This window comes from Acidiphilium sp. AL (assembly GCF_025499445.1).
Classification (GTDB): domain Bacteria; phylum Pseudomonadota; class Alphaproteobacteria; order Acetobacterales; family Acetobacteraceae; genus Acidiphilium; species Acidiphilium iwatense.
This window is the reverse complement of the sequence record NZ_JAIMBZ010000003.1, coordinates 1-14,880: the sequence shown is the minus strand read 5'-3', so window position 1 is coordinate 14,880 and position 14,880 is coordinate 1. Positions and strand designations below refer to the sequence as shown.

Annotated in this window: 16 protein-coding genes and 3 pseudogenes; 5 read left to right on the top strand and 14 right to left on the bottom strand. The window is 62.8% G+C overall.

What is annotated here, in order from left to right; translation table 11 throughout:
- Positions 1-46: 46 nt before the first annotated feature.
- The gene (locus AiwAL_RS03020) at positions 47-1,702 is read right to left on the bottom strand and encodes an amidase (protein ID WP_235703274.1); all 1,656 of its coding nucleotides are present in this window, start codon (positions 1,700-1,702) and stop codon (positions 47-49) included.
- A 94-nt stretch (positions 1,703-1,796) separates the two neighbouring features.
- Complete coding sequence (locus AiwAL_RS03015; RefSeq protein WP_262312080.1) at positions 1,797-2,210, bottom strand: helix-turn-helix domain-containing protein; 414 nt, start codon at positions 2,208-2,210, stop codon at positions 1,797-1,799.
- A 127-nt stretch (positions 2,211-2,337) separates the two neighbouring features.
- Here AiwAL_RS03015 and AiwAL_RS03010 point away from each other — a divergent pair, with 127 nt between their 5' ends.
- Positions 2,338-2,499: a hypothetical protein gene (locus tag AiwAL_RS03010; protein WP_235703276.1), complete on the top strand. Its 162-nt coding sequence runs from the start codon at positions 2,338-2,340 to the stop codon at positions 2,497-2,499.
- Between the two features lie 9 nt (positions 2,500-2,508).
- Here AiwAL_RS03010 and AiwAL_RS03005 read toward each other — a convergent pair whose 3' ends face one another.
- The 3 genes from AiwAL_RS03005 to AiwAL_RS02995 all read right to left on the bottom strand — a co-directional run bounded on the left by AiwAL_RS03005 (position 2,509) and on the right by AiwAL_RS02995 (position 6,323).
- Positions 2,509-2,811, bottom strand: coding sequence for a hypothetical protein (locus AiwAL_RS03005; RefSeq protein ID WP_235703277.1), 303 nt, complete (start codon positions 2,809-2,811; stop codon positions 2,509-2,511).
- Between the two features lie 33 nt (positions 2,812-2,844).
- Positions 2,845-4,926: an elongation factor G gene (gene fusA, locus AiwAL_RS03000; RefSeq protein WP_235703278.1), complete on the bottom strand. Its 2,082-nt coding sequence runs from the start codon at positions 4,924-4,926 to the stop codon at positions 2,845-2,847.
- A 173-nt stretch (positions 4,927-5,099) separates the two neighbouring features.
- Positions 5,100-6,323 carry a D-alanyl-D-alanine carboxypeptidase family protein gene (locus tag AiwAL_RS02995; protein ID WP_262312078.1) on the bottom strand — a complete coding sequence of 408 codons (1,224 nt, stop codon included), beginning with the start codon at positions 6,321-6,323 and terminating at the stop codon, positions 5,100-5,102.
- 143 nt (positions 6,324-6,466) lie between these two features.
- Between AiwAL_RS02995 and lepB the strand changes: the two genes are divergently transcribed.
- The 3 genes from lepB to era are packed head-to-tail and all read left to right on the top strand — an operon-like array spanning position 6,467 to position 8,777.
- Positions 6,467-7,225: a signal peptidase I gene (gene lepB / locus AiwAL_RS02990; RefSeq protein WP_235703280.1), complete on the top strand. Its 759-nt coding sequence runs from the start codon at positions 6,467-6,469 to the stop codon at positions 7,223-7,225.
- On the top strand, positions 7,177-7,893 hold the full coding sequence (gene rnc / locus AiwAL_RS02985; RefSeq protein WP_235703281.1) for a ribonuclease III: 717 nt from the start codon (positions 7,177-7,179) through the stop codon (positions 7,891-7,893). The genes lepB and rnc overlap by 49 nt, the downstream gene beginning before the upstream one ends.
- Positions 7,890-8,777, top strand: coding sequence for a GTPase Era (era, locus tag AiwAL_RS02980; RefSeq protein ID WP_235703282.1), 888 nt, complete (start codon positions 7,890-7,892; stop codon positions 8,775-8,777). The genes rnc and era overlap by 4 nt, the downstream gene beginning before the upstream one ends.
- A 36-nt stretch (positions 8,778-8,813) precedes the next feature.
- Here era and AiwAL_RS02975 read toward each other — a convergent pair whose 3' ends face one another.
- From AiwAL_RS02975 to AiwAL_RS02950, 6 genes and pseudogenes are all read right to left on the bottom strand, one after another.
- A complete protein-coding gene (locus AiwAL_RS02975; RefSeq protein WP_235703283.1) occupies positions 8,814-9,542 on the bottom strand; it encodes a TVP38/TMEM64 family protein in 729 nt (242 codons plus the stop codon).
- Positions 9,539-10,288: a glycosyltransferase family 2 protein gene (locus AiwAL_RS02970; RefSeq protein ID WP_235703284.1), complete on the bottom strand. Its 750-nt coding sequence runs from the start codon at positions 10,286-10,288 to the stop codon at positions 9,539-9,541. The genes AiwAL_RS02975 and AiwAL_RS02970 overlap by 4 nt, the downstream gene beginning before the upstream one ends.
- A gap of 213 nt (positions 10,289-10,501) precedes the next feature.
- Positions 10,502-10,723, bottom strand: a pseudogene (locus AiwAL_RS02965) (transposase); the annotation flags it as partial.
- A gap of 813 nt (positions 10,724-11,536) precedes the next feature.
- A pseudogene (locus AiwAL_RS02960) lies at positions 11,537-11,725 on the bottom strand (IS110 family transposase); the annotation flags it as partial.
- Between the two features lie 115 nt (positions 11,726-11,840).
- Positions 11,841-12,149 (bottom strand): hypothetical protein, encoded by a 309-nt coding sequence (locus tag AiwAL_RS02955; RefSeq protein ID WP_235703285.1) that lies wholly within the window; start codon positions 12,147-12,149, stop codon positions 11,841-11,843.
- Positions 12,089-12,643: a relaxase/mobilization nuclease domain-containing protein gene (locus AiwAL_RS02950; RefSeq protein ID WP_235703286.1), complete on the bottom strand. Its 555-nt coding sequence runs from the start codon at positions 12,641-12,643 to the stop codon at positions 12,089-12,091. The genes AiwAL_RS02955 and AiwAL_RS02950 overlap by 61 nt, the downstream gene beginning before the upstream one ends.
- A 239-nt stretch (positions 12,644-12,882) precedes the next feature.
- Here AiwAL_RS02950 and AiwAL_RS02945 point away from each other — a divergent pair, with 239 nt between their 5' ends.
- Positions 12,883-13,092 carry a hypothetical protein gene (locus AiwAL_RS02945; RefSeq protein ID WP_235703287.1) on the top strand — a complete coding sequence of 70 codons (210 nt, stop codon included), beginning with the start codon at positions 12,883-12,885 and terminating at the stop codon, positions 13,090-13,092.
- A 264-nt stretch (positions 13,093-13,356) separates the two neighbouring features.
- On the opposite strand, the gene AiwAL_RS02940 is transcribed toward AiwAL_RS02945, so the two are convergent.
- The 3 genes and pseudogenes from AiwAL_RS02940 to AiwAL_RS02930 all read right to left on the bottom strand — a co-directional run.
- Positions 13,357-14,094: a hypothetical protein gene (locus AiwAL_RS02940; protein WP_235703288.1), complete on the bottom strand. Its 738-nt coding sequence runs from the start codon at positions 14,092-14,094 to the stop codon at positions 13,357-13,359.
- Positions 14,095-14,301: 207 nt separating this feature from the next.
- Complete coding sequence (locus AiwAL_RS02935; RefSeq protein WP_235703289.1) at positions 14,302-14,679, bottom strand: hypothetical protein; 378 nt, start codon at positions 14,677-14,679, stop codon at positions 14,302-14,304.
- 74 nt (positions 14,680-14,753) lie between these two features.
- A pseudogene (locus AiwAL_RS02930) lies at positions 14,754-14,880 on the bottom strand (IS5/IS1182 family transposase); the annotation flags it as partial.

Below are 14,880 nucleotides of genomic sequence, written 5' to 3'. Positions count from 1 at the left end.
CCTAAAAAGATACTATGGTCAATATCTCTCGTTTTTTATCCTTTTGTCACATATTCTCCTGATTCGTCATGGGTGGCCGGAGGTCGAGCGCTAGACGGTTTGCCAGTGCCCGGCCGAGGATGAGCATCGGCGCTTCGTCGAAAAGAGACGCCCAGAGGCAGATCGAGTGGGGCACACGATAGCGAGGCGCTGCCGGATCGCTCTGCGTGCCGGCGAGCGTATCCGCGAGGCGGCTTGGGCTGTCGATCAGGCCGGAGGGCAGGCAGAGACATGGATGGCCGGTGAAGTTGGTGATTCCGAGCATCGGGCCTGCGAAACTCGGGCCGATCAAAACGTCGATGCCGGTAAAGACTTCGTCAAGCGCGATCATCACACGCCGGCGCAGCCGGTCGAGTTGGATGTGATCGACCGCCGAGAGAAAACGCGCCATGCGAAACTGGTTGGGCCAGGCATGGACATCCTGCCAGGCAAGCAGGTCGTCCCGGTCCGACAGGGTGAGCGGCTCGAAATAGGCCGCAGCTTCGGTCATCAGGATCGAGACAAGGCTGTCATAGGGCAGATCGGGGCGTTCGCATTCGACCAGCGTGACCCCGAGCGCACGGCAATGCTCCAGCATGCCGCGGTCCTCGTCGAGAGTATCATTGTTTTCGAAATCCACGGGGAAATAGCCGACCCGCAGGGTGGCGGGGTCGAGGCCGAGATCGCCGCCGAATGGTGTGGCGATGCTCGCGACATCGGCTGAGTCGGCGCCGTTGATTGCCGAAAGAATCAGGGTGGCATCATCAACCGTGCGGCAGATTGGACCGATCTTGTCGAGGCTCGGGCAGAGAGGCATGACGCCGGTGCGGGCAACCCGGCCAAAGGTCGGGCGCAGACCCACCGTGCCGCAGCGGGTCGAGGGCGAGATGATCGAGCCATAGGTCTCGGTGCCGAGTGAGAAGCCGCAGAGCCCGGCCGCGACGGCCGAGGCTGAGCCGGCGGAGGACCCGGACGATCCTTCCTCGGTGTTCCATGGATTGCGGGTTCGTCCGCCATGCCAGAGATCGCCATAGGCGAGGGCACCGACGCTCGATTTGCCGAGCAGAACGGCGCCGGCCGCGCGCAGCCGTTCAACCACCACGGCGTCGCGCTCCGGGATGCGGCCGAGATAGGGTTCCGCGCCCCAATCGGTGACGATGCCTGCCGTGTCGATGATGTCCTTGCAGGCATAGGGAATGCCATGCAGCGGTCCGGCCCAGTCGCCGCGCGCGGCACGGGCGTCGAGCATCGCGGCCTCGTCGCGCGCGGCCGGATTGAGACGGGCGTAGCACAGCAGGCGCGGGTTCAGCCGTTCGATCCGGTCGAGATAGAGACCGGTCAGGCGGGTCGCGGTCAGTCTGCCCTGGCGGATCCAGGCAATCTGGGTGGCGATCGGGGCAAACGCGATGGCATCGTCATCTTCAGGAAGTTCCGACGTTGTTTCGGGGATAAGAAGCGGTCCCCGATCGCGCATGGAAAAGCCGGGAAGGCGTGGATCGAACACCGTGGCCGGGGCGATTTGGTCATCGAGAACATAGGCGCGGCGGGTTTGAGCAAGAAAGATCTGCTCGGCGAACGCGCCGTCCATCAGCGCGCGCTCCGCCGGGGTGTAGCGGATGCCAACGACCCGCTCGGCTCCCTCGATGTCGTGCGCCGTGACATTAGGTTTCGCTTGCTGGTCCAAGTCGCCGCTCCTTCGGTTTGGGCAACCATAGCACGCGGGTATCAAGTCTAAAATCTTACTGATTTTAGGAACTTAATTGCCGACGCAGCCAATTCTATCGTTTCACGACGACATCCGCCGCGCCAAGGAGACGGCCATCTTCCGCGCGAAGTTCCAGCGGCCGGACCGGTAGGCCGTCCCGGCGGTCAATCAGGGGTGGGCAAGATTCACCGGATTCGAAAAAATACGTCTCGCCCCATTGCCACAGCGCTATGAGCACCGGGAACAGATCGTGCCCTTTCTGGGTAAGAACATAGTTCTGATAGGCGCTGCCATCCGAAGCTGGCACTGCCTCTAAAATGCCATGAGCCAACAGGTTGCGCAGCCGTGCCGCGAGGATGTTCTTCGCCAACCCGAGGCTTTTTTGGAATTCCCCGAAGCGGCGCTTGCCCGCGAAGGCATCGCGCACGATCAGCAGGGACCACCAGTCGCCGATCGCATCCAGCGGCCGCGCGATCGGGCAGAGCATATCTTCGTGGCTCTTACGTTTCACCATGGCTGTCTCGCGTCGTTAATGGTTGCAATATAAAACTTCAAATGTCACATTGGAGGCAGGTTTCAAATTGCTACCACGCGATGGCATGGGAGTTACCCCGATGAATGCATTGCCCAGAATCCTGGCCGTCGCATCGCTCGGCCTGCTGGCCGCCTGCGCAGATGGTAATTCAAATCTGGTTTCGAAGTTCAACGCAGCCTACGGCACGTCGTTTCCGGCCGGCGCGCAAAGCCATATCGGACTCGCGGCCAACCAATCCTGAACGATCGGCCTAGAGAGCCGCTTCCGCCCGCCGTACGGCGGCGAGGGGAGCGGCGGCGCGGCCGACGACCCGGCCGCCGATCACCGCGAGCCAGTCGCCATCGGCGGGCGGTAACGGCAGAAGGCGGATCAGCTTCGCTTCCTGGTCCAGTGCGATCGCGCGGAACACGCCGTGCTCGGTCTGGACCGGGCCCTCCAAATGAATGACGCGGGCAATCGGGTTGCCCGCGTCATCCAATCCCAGCCATTCGCTTGCGCGCGGCCCCGTTGTGGTTTCGATCGTTCCGCGGCCGCGCGCCCAGCGAAGCCGCATCGCGTTACTCCCGCCGATCCTGCGGCACGGTGATCATGCGCTTTTCGCCATGATCTCGTCCGCAATGTTGCGCGGCACCGGATCGTAGTGGTGGAACTGCATGGTGAACGATGCGCGGCCCTTGGTCATGCTGCGAAGATTCGAAATATAGCCGAACATTTCCTTCAGCGGCACCTGAGCACGCACGATGATCGTGGAACCGGAGCTTTCCTGGTTCTGGATCATGCCGCGCCGACGATTGAGGTCGCCTACCACATCGCCCACATGGTCCTGCGGCGTGGTGATTTCCACATCCATGATCGGCTCGAGGATGATCGGGTTCGCCTTTTTCATGCCCTCACGGAAACACGCCTTGGCAGCGATTTCGAAGGCTAGCGCACTCGAATCGACGTCGTGATACTTGCCATCGACCAGCGTGTATTTGAAATCGACCGTCGGGAAACCAGCAAGGACGCCGGTATCGGCCTGCACCTTGATGCCCTTTTCCACCGCAGGGATATATTCCTTCGGCACCGCGCCGCCGACCACCTTATTCTCGAACACCACGCCTTCATTGCGGTCCAACGGCTCGAAAATGATCTTTACCTCGGCATACTGGCCCGAGCCGCCCGACTGCTTCTTATGGGTGTAGGTTTCGGTGTGGGTGCGCGAGATGGTTTCGCGATACGCCACCTGCGGTGCGCCGATGTTGGCCTCGACGCCGTATTCACGCTTCAGGCGATCGATGATGATTTCGAGATGCAACTCGCCCATGCCGGACAGGATGGTCTGGCCGGTCTCCTGATCCGTGCGCAGGCGTAGAGATGGGTCTTCGCCGGCCAGCTTCTGCAGCGCCAGGGTCATTTTCTCGACGGCTTCCTTGGTCCGCGGCTCGACCGAAATGTCGATCACCGGCACCGGGAAGGCCATGCGCTCCAGAATGACCGGGTCTTCGGCGGCCGCAAGGGTATCGCCGGTTCCGGTATCCTTCAGCCCCACAAACGCCGCGATATCGCCGGCGATCACTTCCTTGATTTCGGCGCGCTTATCGGCGTGCATCTGGAACATCCGCCCGATGCGCTCCTTGTGCCCCTTGGTCGTGTTCAGCACCGAATCGCCCGATTTCAGCGTGCCGGCATAGACCCGTACGAAGGTGAGCGTGCCGTATTTGTCGTTGATGATCTTGAAGGCGAGGCCGGCGAATGGTGCCTTCGGGTCGGCCTTGATCCGGCGCTGATGATCACCTTCTTCCTCGCCTTCCTCGGCCGCGACCTTGATGCCCGGCACATCGACCGGGCTCGGCAGATAGTCGAGAACCGCATCGAGCAGCGGCTGCACCCCTTTGTTCTTGAACGCGGTACCGCACAACACCGGGCGGAACGCGCCGCTGATCGTGCCGGTCTTGATCGCGCGCTTCAGCGTTTCGACCGAAACGTCGCCCTTGTCGAAATATTCCTCCATGCCGGCGTCATCGACCGCGAGAGCGGTATCGAGCAGGATCTGGCGGTGTTCCTTGGCCTTTTCCAGCAGATCCGCCGGAATCGCTTCGTCGTGGAATTTGGCACCAAGCTCGCCGCCTTCCCAGACGATCGCCTTCATCTCAACCAGATCGATCACGCCGACGAACTGATCTTCGATGCCGATCGGCAATTGCAGAGGCAGGGCAACGATGTCGAGCTTTTCCTTCAAAGTCGCGAAGGCGCGATAGAAATCCGCTCCGGTACGATCCAGTTTGTTGATAAAGATGACGCGCGGCACGTTGTAGCGATCGGCGAGACGCCAGTTGGTCTCGGATTGCGGCTGCACGCCGGCCACGCCCTCGATGATGAACACCGCGCCGTCCAGCACCCGCAGGCTGCGGTTCACCTCGATGTTGAAATCGATATGGCCGGGCGTGTCGATGATGTTGATGCGATGGTTCTTCCACTCGCAGGTCACTGCGGCCGAGGTGATGGTGATGCCGCGCTCGCGTTCCTGGTCCATATAATCGGTGGTGGTGTTGCCGTCATGCACCTCGCCGATCTTGTGCGACACGCCGGTGTAATACAGGATGCGCTCGGTCGTCGTCGTTTTACCAGCGTCGATATGCGCGGTGATGCCGATATTCCGGATCTTGTCGAGGGGCGTGCCGGACATGCAGTCTCTCCAGGGTAAGCTGTGCGGGAATCGAATTTACAGCAATTTCAATGACAAATCGGGCGCGACCGCCGAGTTGCGTCCGGCGATCCGCCCGATCACGATCGGCGGACCGCCAATCTTGGGTGGGATAATGCCCTGAAGGGGCGGGATTTGCAACCCGTTGGGCGCCTTCACAGCGCCTTGTGCAGCCGACGCAGCATCCTGGCGAGGAATCCCGCTGGTTTGTCGGCGATTTCGGCAACCGCCGGGACTGTGGCAATCGTTTTACCACCGGATGCGACCGTGATGGTGCCGACCCGAGCGCCCTTGACGATTCCGGCCTGCGCCGGCGGATCGTAGCTGACCGTGGTGATCAGGGCCTTTGCGGTGACGACCGGAATCGTCATCACCACATCATGTGCGGCGGCGACCGGAATCGCGGTATTCTGGAGTTCGGGGGTCGCCATGGTGCCGACCGTTTTACCGGCGGTCGCCACGGTCGCATTGGTATAGAATTGATAGCCGTAATCGAGCAGCGCCTCGATGGAATTGGTACTCGCGACCCAGTTTGGCCCGCCCAGAACCACGGCGATCAGCCGCCTGCCCTTGCGCACTGCCGTAGCGTCGATGCAATGCCCGGCTTCCTTGGTCCGGCCGGTTTTCAGGCCATCCACTGTCGGATCGTGGAATAGCACCGGGTTCCAGCTTCGTTGGCGGATTTTATCGAAGGTGTAGTGCTTCTTGGCCGAAATCTTCAGATAGTCCGGATATTTCGTCACGATCGCGCGCGACAGCAGCGCCACGTCCATCGCTGTGGTCCGCAAGGTCGGCTCCGGCAGCCCATCGACATTGGTATAATGCGTGCCGGCCAGATGCAGCTTGGCCGCTTCGCCATTCATCAACTGCACGAAAGCGCTGCGGCTGCCTGCCACCGCCTGCGCCAGCGCAACGGCGGCGTCGTTCCCCGAATCGATGATCAGCCCGTGCAGCAACTGGTTCACCGTCACGGTCATGCTCGGCGAAATGAACATGCGCGATCCGCCGGTGTGCCATGCGACATCGCTCACCGGCACGGTCTGATCCATTTTCAGCGTGCCATGGGCGATCGCCTGATAGGCCAGATAGGCAGTCATCAGTTTGGTCAGGCTCGCTGGCGGCCAGGCCAGATTCGGTGATTTTTCGGCGATGACCGCGCCGGTCTGCGCATCCATCAGAACGTAGCTCGCCTGATCGGGCAGAACCGGCGGTTGCGGCACACCGGGAACGGCGAGCGGTGCCGTCGGCGGCGGACCGGCGGGGATGGCGGCTTTCTGCGCAACCGCTGCCTTGTGGGGCTTCGCCCCATGATGAGGCAGCGCCGCCAAGGCCGGTACGGCGATCAGCGACAAGGCGATGGGAGCAAGAATACGCTTCATGGTCATGTCCGGGAGGTTGCGATGGCCGAGCCATACAATCGCTCGCCGCGCCGGTGCAAATCACGCCCCTGTGCCGTCTAGCTTTCTTGACTTCCCGCACAGCGCAAGGTTGAAGCGGCGCCTGTATGGGAACTGAAGACCACATGACGCAGCAACGGCAGAGTACCGGCTCGATCGTCAAGGAATGGATCGTCACGCTGATCTATGTCATCGTGATCGCGGTCGGCATCCGTTCCTTTTTGTTCGAGCCGTTCTTCATCCCCTCCGGCAGTCTGACGCCGACCTTGCTTCCCGGCGATTTCGTGCTAGTCACCAAATGGAATTATGGCTATTCGCGCTGGTCTTTTCCGTTCGGCGAACCGGATTTCAAGGGCCGCATCTTCGGCGCGGTGCCGAAAATGGGGCAGGTGGTGGTGTTCGCCCTGCCGCGTGATCCCAGCGTCGATTACATCAAGCGGGTGATCGGCCTGCCGGGTGGCACGGTTCAGGTCACCGATGGTCAGCTTTACATCAACGGAACCGAGGTTCCCCGCACGCCGGACGGCACCTATCTGGAAACCCCGCTCGATTCCGGCGAAGGCGTGCCGGTCAGCGTCAAGCTCTACCAGGAACATTTGCCGGACGGCGTTACCCACCTGATCGCCAAGGCGACCAGCCAAGGTTTTGCCAACAACACGCAAGTCTATCACGTTCCGCCCGGCCATCTGTTCATGATGGGCGATAACCGGGATTTCAGCGAAGACTCGCGCTTCCTCAACGCCGTGGGCTATGTTCCGCTCGCGAATGTGGTCGGCCGCGCGCGGCTGATCTGGTTCTCGATCCGGCTCGACCATCCGTGGTGGGAATTCTGGGAATGGCCCGTCGAAATCCGGTGGGATCGCCTGTTCACGGTCATCAAGTGAAGCACGAGCAGGCCGAGGCCCTGCTCGGCCATAGCTTCGCGCGCCCCGGTTTGCTGGCCGAGGCACTCACCCATCGCTCCGCCGTCGGGCAGGGCGGTATGGGGTCGAACGAGAGGTTGGAATTCATCGGCGATCGCGTTCTCGGCCTCCTGATCGCGGAATGGCTGATCGAGCGATTTCCCGGCGAGCGGGAAGGCGGGCTTGGCCCGCGCCTTGCGCACTTGGTGTCGCGGCCATCGCTGGCCGCGATTGCCGAGGCGATCGGCCTGCCCGATCTTCTTTCAGTCTCTCCCGGCGAATCCAAGCGCGGCGTACGCAACCGCTCGACGGTTCTGGCCGACGCGCTCGAAGCCCTCATCGGGGCGCTTTATGCCGATGCCGGACTCGACGCCGCGCGCCGCTTCGTCCGGCGAAGCTTTGCCGTCCGCATCGACGCACAGGAGGCAACCCCGCCGAAGGATTCCAAAACCGCCTTGCAGGAATGGGCACTCGCCCGCGGACCGGTTTTGCCTGTCTATCAACTGATTGCGCAAATCGGCCCGTCTCATGCGCCTCGCTTTCACATCCGCGTGATGATCGGCGATGCCTCGGCCGAGGGCGCGGCGGGGACCAAACGCGAAGCCGAACAACTTGCCGCGCGCGCGTTGCTCGATCGGCTGACGTCATGAGGACACGCTGCGGTTACGTCGCTCTGCTCGGCCGGCCCAACGCCGGAAAATCCACCCTGTTGAATCAGGCAGTCGGTACCAAAGTTTCGATTGTCACCCCCAAGGCGCAGACGACGCGATTCCGCGTCACTGGCATCGTCATGCGCGGGCAATCCCAGATTATTCTGGTCGATACGCCCGGCCTGTTCGCGCCAAGGCGCCGACTGGACCGCGCGATGGTCGCGAGTGCCTGGGAGTCGGTCGCCGGCGCCGATCTTGCCTGTATGTTGGTAGACGCTTTCCGTGCGAACCCGGACGATCTCGCCGAACCGCTCGAAGCTCTGGCCAATACCGGGCGCAGACACTGGCTCATCCTCAACAAGATCGATCTTTTACTCCGCGAAAAACTTTTACCTCTCGCTGACATGCTGGGCAGGATGGGCGGCTTCTCCGAGGTCTTCATGGTCAGCGCCTTGAAACGCGACGGCATCGACAGCCTGCTCGATGCAATGGGGGCGGCGATGCCTGAAGGTCCGCATCTCTACCCGCCGGACGATCTCACCGACCAGACCGACCGGATGCTCGCCGCCGAACTGGTCCGCGAGCAGATTTTCCTACAAACCCGCGAGGAAATCCCCTATGGCGCCTCGGTCGAGACCGAGACCTTCAAGGATCTCAAGGACGGCTCGGCCCGGATCGAAGTCACCATCTATGTCGCTCGCGCGGCACATAAAATGATCATTCTGGGGGAAGGCGGTTCGCGTGTGAAATCCATCGGTTCGCGCGCGCGCAATGAACTGGAGCGATTGTTAGAACGTCGCGTTCACCTGTTCATCCATGTCAAGGATCGTCCCGGCTGGGACGAAGAATCGGCGAGGCTGCGGGCGCTAGGATTGGACGGATAGCTGAGGCGCGGCCCGGAGCTTTGAGAATCGCAACCGTCAGGATTGCGATAGCGGCCGCAAGGCGCGTGCGAGCAACTGGCCGATTCTGAGCGTGAGCAGCAAGGTGGCGGCGATGCCGAGGCCAAGAAGTATCAGGTGAAGCGGGCTGGCGCCGCGATGTGCCGAAGCGATCCCGTTCGCGCCGAGCGTGCCCAGACCGACATAGAGCAGCAGCGCGGGTAGCGACGCGAGCGTGCCGAGCGCATAGGAGCGAAAGTCGATACCCGACAGGCCGAGCGCGAAGGAGGTCAGGGAAAACGGCATCACCGGCGAGACGCGCATCAGCAACACAAGCCGCCATCCATCGCGTGTCAGCGCCGTATCGAGCCGTTCGAGGGCGGCGCGGCCTTCGAGCAGGCGGAGAATCACTGGCCGGAACGCCGAGCGCGCGAGGGCAAATGCGACCGCCGCTCCCAGAAGCACGCCAACTGCCGCCAGCCCGAAGCCGAGCCCGATGCCATAGACCGCACCGGCGGCAAGGCCGAGCAGGGAGGCTGGCAGAAAACCGATCAGGGCGACCAGCGCCTGCAATCCGACGAAGGCGATCCAGCCGAGCGGCCCGAGATCGCGCAGGCGGTCGAGCGCACCGAGCACTGCGCCGGCCCAGTCGGCGGCGCCGGCGAGGCTGGCGATAAACGCGGCGCCGAGCAGCCCGAAGGCGGCCAGTGCCACGATCAGCCGGCGGTTGATCGGCCGTGCGAGGTCGGGCGGCAGTGTTTCGGTCATGGGTTTGCTTCATCGAGGAGAGCCCATGGGCGCAACCCGGCACGGGCAAGCCGGAACCGCAATGCGGTTTCCAGAACCCCGAAACCATAAATCACCGAGCGGCGGAAATTGATCGACGAGGCTTCCTTGAAATAGCGGGTCGGACAGGAGATTTCGCCGAAGCGGAAACCGGCATGGATTGCCAGGGCAATCATCTGGTTGTCGAACACGAAATCGTCCGAGCAGCGACCGAGCGGCAGGCGTTCCAGAACGCGGCGCGACCAGGCGCGATAACCCGTGTGATATTCGGAGAGTTTCTGGCCGAGCAGGATGTTTTCAGTCCAGGTCAGCCCCCGGTTGGCGAGGTATTTCCAGACCGGCATGCCGCCGGCCAGCGCGCCGCCGCCGAGGATGCGCGAGGCAAGCACGGCATCGTAATGGCCGGAGACGATCATCGAGGCCATCGCGGGGATCAGGCGCGGCGAATATTGATAGTCGGGGTGCAGCATCACCACGATGTCGGCACCCCGCGCGAGCGCCGCAGCATAGCAGGTTTTCTGGTTGGCGCCGTAGCCGCGATTTTCGGAATGCACGATGGTGTGCAGCCCAAGCGACTGCGAGAGCGCCGCGGTCTCGTCGCCGCTCGCATCGTCGGTCAGGATCAGGTCGTCGACGATGTCGCGATCGATCTCGGCAACCGTCCGGGCCAGGGTGCGCGCCGCGTTATAGGCGGGCAGCACCACCGCAATCCGCTGGCCGACCAGCATCGGCTACGCCTTCGCGCCGGTGAAGCCGGGCGGGCAGCGAAGATTGCTTCTGCCGGTGCGCCAATACGTCATCTTCCCATCTGGCTTTCACTATTGCCCCGTGCCCTGAGCGAGACAAAATCCATACATCGCATGGCGGCCGAGAGGAAGCAGGCTTCATCCGTCGTCCCGCCGAGGGTGGGCAAGAAGCCAGGGCGATCGCTTGAAGCGTGCTCACGGTGACTGCCGGAGCAAGGCTTCGAGGTATGCGGTGTCCCATGCGGCGGATTTGCGCCTGACTTTGAGGCTGTGCTTGTCTTTTGGCTCGCGCAGCAAGTTCATGGCGATGTGGCGGACGGTGGCCATGTTCTGTGGGCCGGCGCAGGACCGCAGGCGGCTGAGGTCCTCGTGGAACACGACATCGAGCACCCAGTGCAGGCGATTTTCGATACACCATACAAGGCACCGCTTGTAATTTGATGGGGCTCGACGAATCGCCGAGAATCAGCTTTCAAGCGTTGCGCGCTCTGGCGCACTGGCTTGGAGGCCGCGGTGAGCGACAGCAGTCGGCTGAGCTCGGTTCTGTGGGGCGAGTTGCTTGCGGAGCAGCGGCAGAGCCTTTTGCGGACGCTGGGGGAGATGGCCCTTCGTCGGGTGCGGCACGCGCCGGTCATCGAGGAGACGTCCGATGATGAGCGAAGAGCGCACGCTGAAGAGGCGCGTCATGGGTAGTGTCCGCGCTGGTGGTGGACTTTTGGAATCCGTAACGGTGTAGATTGGGGTGGCCATCGGATCAGTGTAAGCGCCCGGCCTCGGCCGTGTAGCGGTCTGATCCCAAGCGGATTAGCTGGACTCCTTCTGGAGGCTCATAAGGAGACAGCTGGTGGAGGGGGAGATTGTCGCGCGGGTTGAGCGGCGCCGGATGTGGTCGGCGGCTGAGAAGGCTGCATTGTTGGCAGAGGTCGAGATCCTATGGGGATGAGCGGCCATACCGGGCTACGCGGGGGGTCTGGAACGCCCCCGTCGCGCAAGGTGAAAGTGGAACGAGGCGATGATCGCGTGCTGTCATGTCTACGGCCTGTTCGTGGTGCGATGGGACCGCACTGGCCATGATGAAGTCCGCGAGCTGGTTTCCGATCAAAATTGCGCGCTCTGGAGGCGCTCCGACCTCTTGGATTTCAGCAGCTCCCGGATGCGACCGGTTCGTCATCATTCCTCAGCACCTCAACGCGATAGCAATCGCGGCCGGTCTGGCGTGATCGATATCGATCACAGTGCCGGCGCGACGTAATTCTCGTCCCTGCTCATCAAAACCCATGCGATCCGGGCATTCTTGTTGGCCAGCGCCACGGCGACGACCTTCGGCCGTTTGCGCTCCAGCAGCCGCGTCGCCCAGGTTCGGCTGGGATTGGTTTGCCGGGCATAGCGCAGCACTGCCGTCGCCCCGAGCACCATCAGAATTGGACGCAAAAAGGGGGGCACGGTTGGACGCGATTTGACATAATATCCTCCAGTTCCACCATCAGAGGCACGATCCGGGTCTCGAATCGGATATCGGCGAGCGGCGGCAATGTCAGGGTCTCAAGCCGAGCGTCGCCGCCTTTGCCGCCTTGCCGATTAGGCGTGCCAGCGGATGGGCGTTGCCGGTGGTATCGACCACGACCGGCACCTTGTCGCCCAGGGCGAGAGAAAGGCCCTGCGCCTCGATTGCGCGTTCGAAGGCGACGCCATCGCCTGTCTCCTGCCACGCCGCCAGCACGACATCCTCGATGCGGGCCTGCCGCACGCTGGTGCGTTTCTGTTGCTGGCGTTGATCCGGCGTCAGGGCGGCAACCGGTCGCTCGACATCGAGCAGCCCCGACGCCTCCAGGCTGGCGACCACATCGTGACGCCCCTCTCACCGCAAGGCAGCGGCGACGGCGCGGTTATGCTTACCAGCGATGTGCCGCTCGCCGAATTCGAATTCCAGGATGCGCGATATTTTTCTCGGCGGGCGTAATCATGTGCCATCCGGATTGTGCTGCCGTCGCGGCGCACGATGGTCCACACATAATGCCGATGGCCCCTTTCATGCTTGCGGTGGAAGACGGCGAGGCGAGGCTGGCCGGAGAGACAGAATTCCGCCTCATACAATTCGAGATGCCGGACATATTGCGCCTCGGTCCATTCCGTCTCCGGGTCGACATGGAGGTGATGGATCGGCCGTTCCGTCCGCCCGTGCGCCGTCCGGGCGACCATCTCCCGAAGTTGCGGACGAAAGCTGAGCGCTGCCACACCCCGTGCCGGCAGAACCTCTACCTCCTCGTTCTCGTCGGTGCGGAGCAAGTGCAGCGCCAGCGCTTCACCACCGCGTCCCAGGGTCCCGCCTTGAATCATGACGACCCCGCCGCTTCGATCGCCGTGACCAAAGCGTCGCTCGCGAAGCGCGCGGCGGTGATGATCGGATGGCAGCAATGCCCGGCACAGAGCGGAGCGTCATCCGAAAGCCCGGCGCGCCCGACACATCCGAGATCACAGACTTCCGCGAGCCGGTCCGCAGCCGCGACGAGCAGCCGAATCTGCTCAGACCGCGCTACGCTCCCCGATCGCCGTGAGGAGCCTCGCCGAGCAGCCCCGTGGCTAAACCCAACCGCATCAGCGACGCGACGACGAAACCATTCGGCAACCGAAAGACCTGCCGCGTCAGCCGCAGACCGGACACGGGCCGCCAGTTCATCGTCCATCCGCACCATGACCCCGGACGCCATCCGCCGCTGCTCGCTGCCGCGCCGCGTGCCCATCAGATCACCCTTTCCCTGATCGGGGCGACAACATCGAAGCGGTAATCAAGTGACACAGGCAATCGACGGAGGGGTCCACGGGGAGGCGAAGCCTCCCCTGGTGGGGGTGCATGGGGGCGAAGCCCCCTGCCCAGCTGCGCGCGGATACGCGCGCATGGCTGGCTAACCCGCGATAGAGCCAAAACGAAGCCAGACAATCAGGCCCCAGACCGGGTCGCCCTGCGCCCGAAGCCAGCGAACTGGCCACCCCTGACATGACAGATGAGGCGGCGACCGCGATGCAAGTGCCATCGATATCGGTGACGATCATCATGCTACCGACTTCCAGAGATGGCGCAAATCGATCGGCGGCCGGACACGCTCCACGAACAGGCGCGCCTCGTCCACGCTCAGATCGCGCCCATATCCGGCGCCGACCTTCGCGGTCGAATGGCCGAAGATCTTGTCGGCCAGTTCATCACCGATATTCGCCGCGCGCAGCATCTGGCGGAACGAATGCCTGAGGGAATAGAGCACCAGCTTTGGATCGTCCGCTACGTGCTGGTTCAGATAGCGGTTGAACCGCTTCGACCAGGCCGAGGCGGTGCAAGGCTCTTCGCCGGGCTGGACCAGCGTGAATCCGCGAGCAACCTGCGCCTCGCCCCATTCCCGCAACCCCATCCCGAGCAGGTCCGGCAGCACCGGAATCAACCGTGGGGCGGCGCTGGTCTTGCGGCCAACCTCCCGCAGATCGATGCAGTCGATGTCGCCGACGCGGACCAGCCGGGCCGGCGCGGTGGCGATCTCCTCGGTGCGCGCGCCGGTCAACGCGGCAATCGTCAGAAACCACCGCGCAGCCATATCCCGGTGATGACGCGGCAACGCGAACAGCGGCGAGCGGAACAGACGATCGAGTTCGTCATTGGTGAACGCCCGGCGCGGCGGCCCCGACAGGCGCTCCTCGCCGGTCAGGCTTCGAACCGCAACGGCATCGAACCGGTCATCGGCCGCCAGCCCGGCGGCCACCGCCCAGCTTATGAAGTTCTTGATATGGCCGAGGCTGCGCACGATTGTCTTATGATGCAGTTGCCCGCCACGCTTGTTGGGCCTGTCGCGCAGGTGATCAGCGAATAGTTTCAGGTCCGGACGGCGTATCTGGCTGATCGGCCGGGCACCGATCAGACCACGCCAAGCATCGAATGCCTGATCATAGCTCCATCTCGTCTTCGCGGTCAGGCCGGGTTTGTCGCAAAAGAAGGAATCCAAATGGGCATGCTATGGCAACGAGGCTCCTGACGATATTCCGCCGCCAAATGCTTCGCCGGCTATTCCTGCGCCGGGACGCTCTGTCACCCCGTCCACGTGGCGGGCGTCGAACGGCAAATCCGCGAACCGCATGATCGCCGATACCGGCGCCGTGACCATCATCGGCGCGGCATATTTCAGACTATGATCTGCCCGTATCGACTCGCCACGAACACCAGCCTGCCATTCACCCTGCGCATCGGCGATCAGATCCCGAAGCTCCGCCGCGTAGCGTTGCTGCAGGACTTCGGCATCAGCCTGATAATGCCGGCCGAGGTTGAACGCCGCCCGGACCAGCGTTGCCGCCGGGTCTTCGCCCTGTCCATCGATGTGCCGGTTGTTCGCCATCCTGAGACGAAGTGTCTTCAGGAAATGTGAAAGGACCAAAAATAATTTTGCGGCTCGAATTTTAGGGTGTGGTGTCAATTAAGCCAGATAGCGGTGGCGGTGAGGTGGACGCCTGCGAGGAAGTTTCTGGCGGTTTTGTCGTAGCGCGTTGCAATGGCGCGGAATTGCTTGAGTTTGGCAAGGAAGTTCTCGATCAGGTGG

Bases quoted from the DNA above. Each gene is read 5' to 3' on its own strand.
- AiwAL_RS02950 (WP_235703286.1), bottom strand. From the start codon at position 12,643: ATGATTCAAGGCGGGACCCTGGGACGCGGTGGTGAAGCGCTGGCGCTG.
- AiwAL_RS02970 (WP_235703284.1), bottom strand. From the start codon at position 10,288: ATGCTGGTCGGCCAGCGGATTGCGGTGGTGCTGCCCGCCTATAACGCG.
- era (WP_235703282.1), top strand. From the start codon at position 7,890: ATGAGGACACGCTGCGGTTACGTCGCTCTGCTCGGCCGGCCCAACGCC.
- AiwAL_RS03010 (WP_235703276.1), top strand. From the start codon at position 2,338: ATGAATGCATTGCCCAGAATCCTGGCCGTCGCATCGCTCGGCCTGCTG.
- rnc (WP_235703281.1), top strand. From the start codon at position 7,177: ATGGCCCGTCGAAATCCGGTGGGATCGCCTGTTCACGGTCATCAAGTG.
- AiwAL_RS03015 (WP_262312080.1), bottom strand. From the start codon at position 2,210: ATGCTCTGCCCGATCGCGCGGCCGCTGGATGCGATCGGCGACTGGTGG.
- AiwAL_RS03005 (WP_235703277.1), bottom strand. From the start codon at position 2,811: ATGCGGCTTCGCTGGGCGCGCGGCCGCGGAACGATCGAAACCACAACG.
- fusA (WP_235703278.1), bottom strand. From the start codon at position 4,926: ATGTCCGGCACGCCCCTCGACAAGATCCGGAATATCGGCATCACCGCG.
- AiwAL_RS02975 (WP_235703283.1), bottom strand. From the start codon at position 9,542: ATGACCGAAACACTGCCGCCCGACCTCGCACGGCCGATCAACCGCCGG.
- lepB (WP_235703280.1), top strand. From the start codon at position 6,467: ATGACGCAGCAACGGCAGAGTACCGGCTCGATCGTCAAGGAATGGATC.
- AiwAL_RS02935 (WP_235703289.1), bottom strand. From the start codon at position 14,679: ATGGCGAACAACCGGCACATCGATGGACAGGGCGAAGACCCGGCGGCA.
- AiwAL_RS02995 (WP_262312078.1), bottom strand. From the start codon at position 6,323: ATGAAGCGTATTCTTGCTCCCATCGCCTTGTCGCTGATCGCCGTACCG.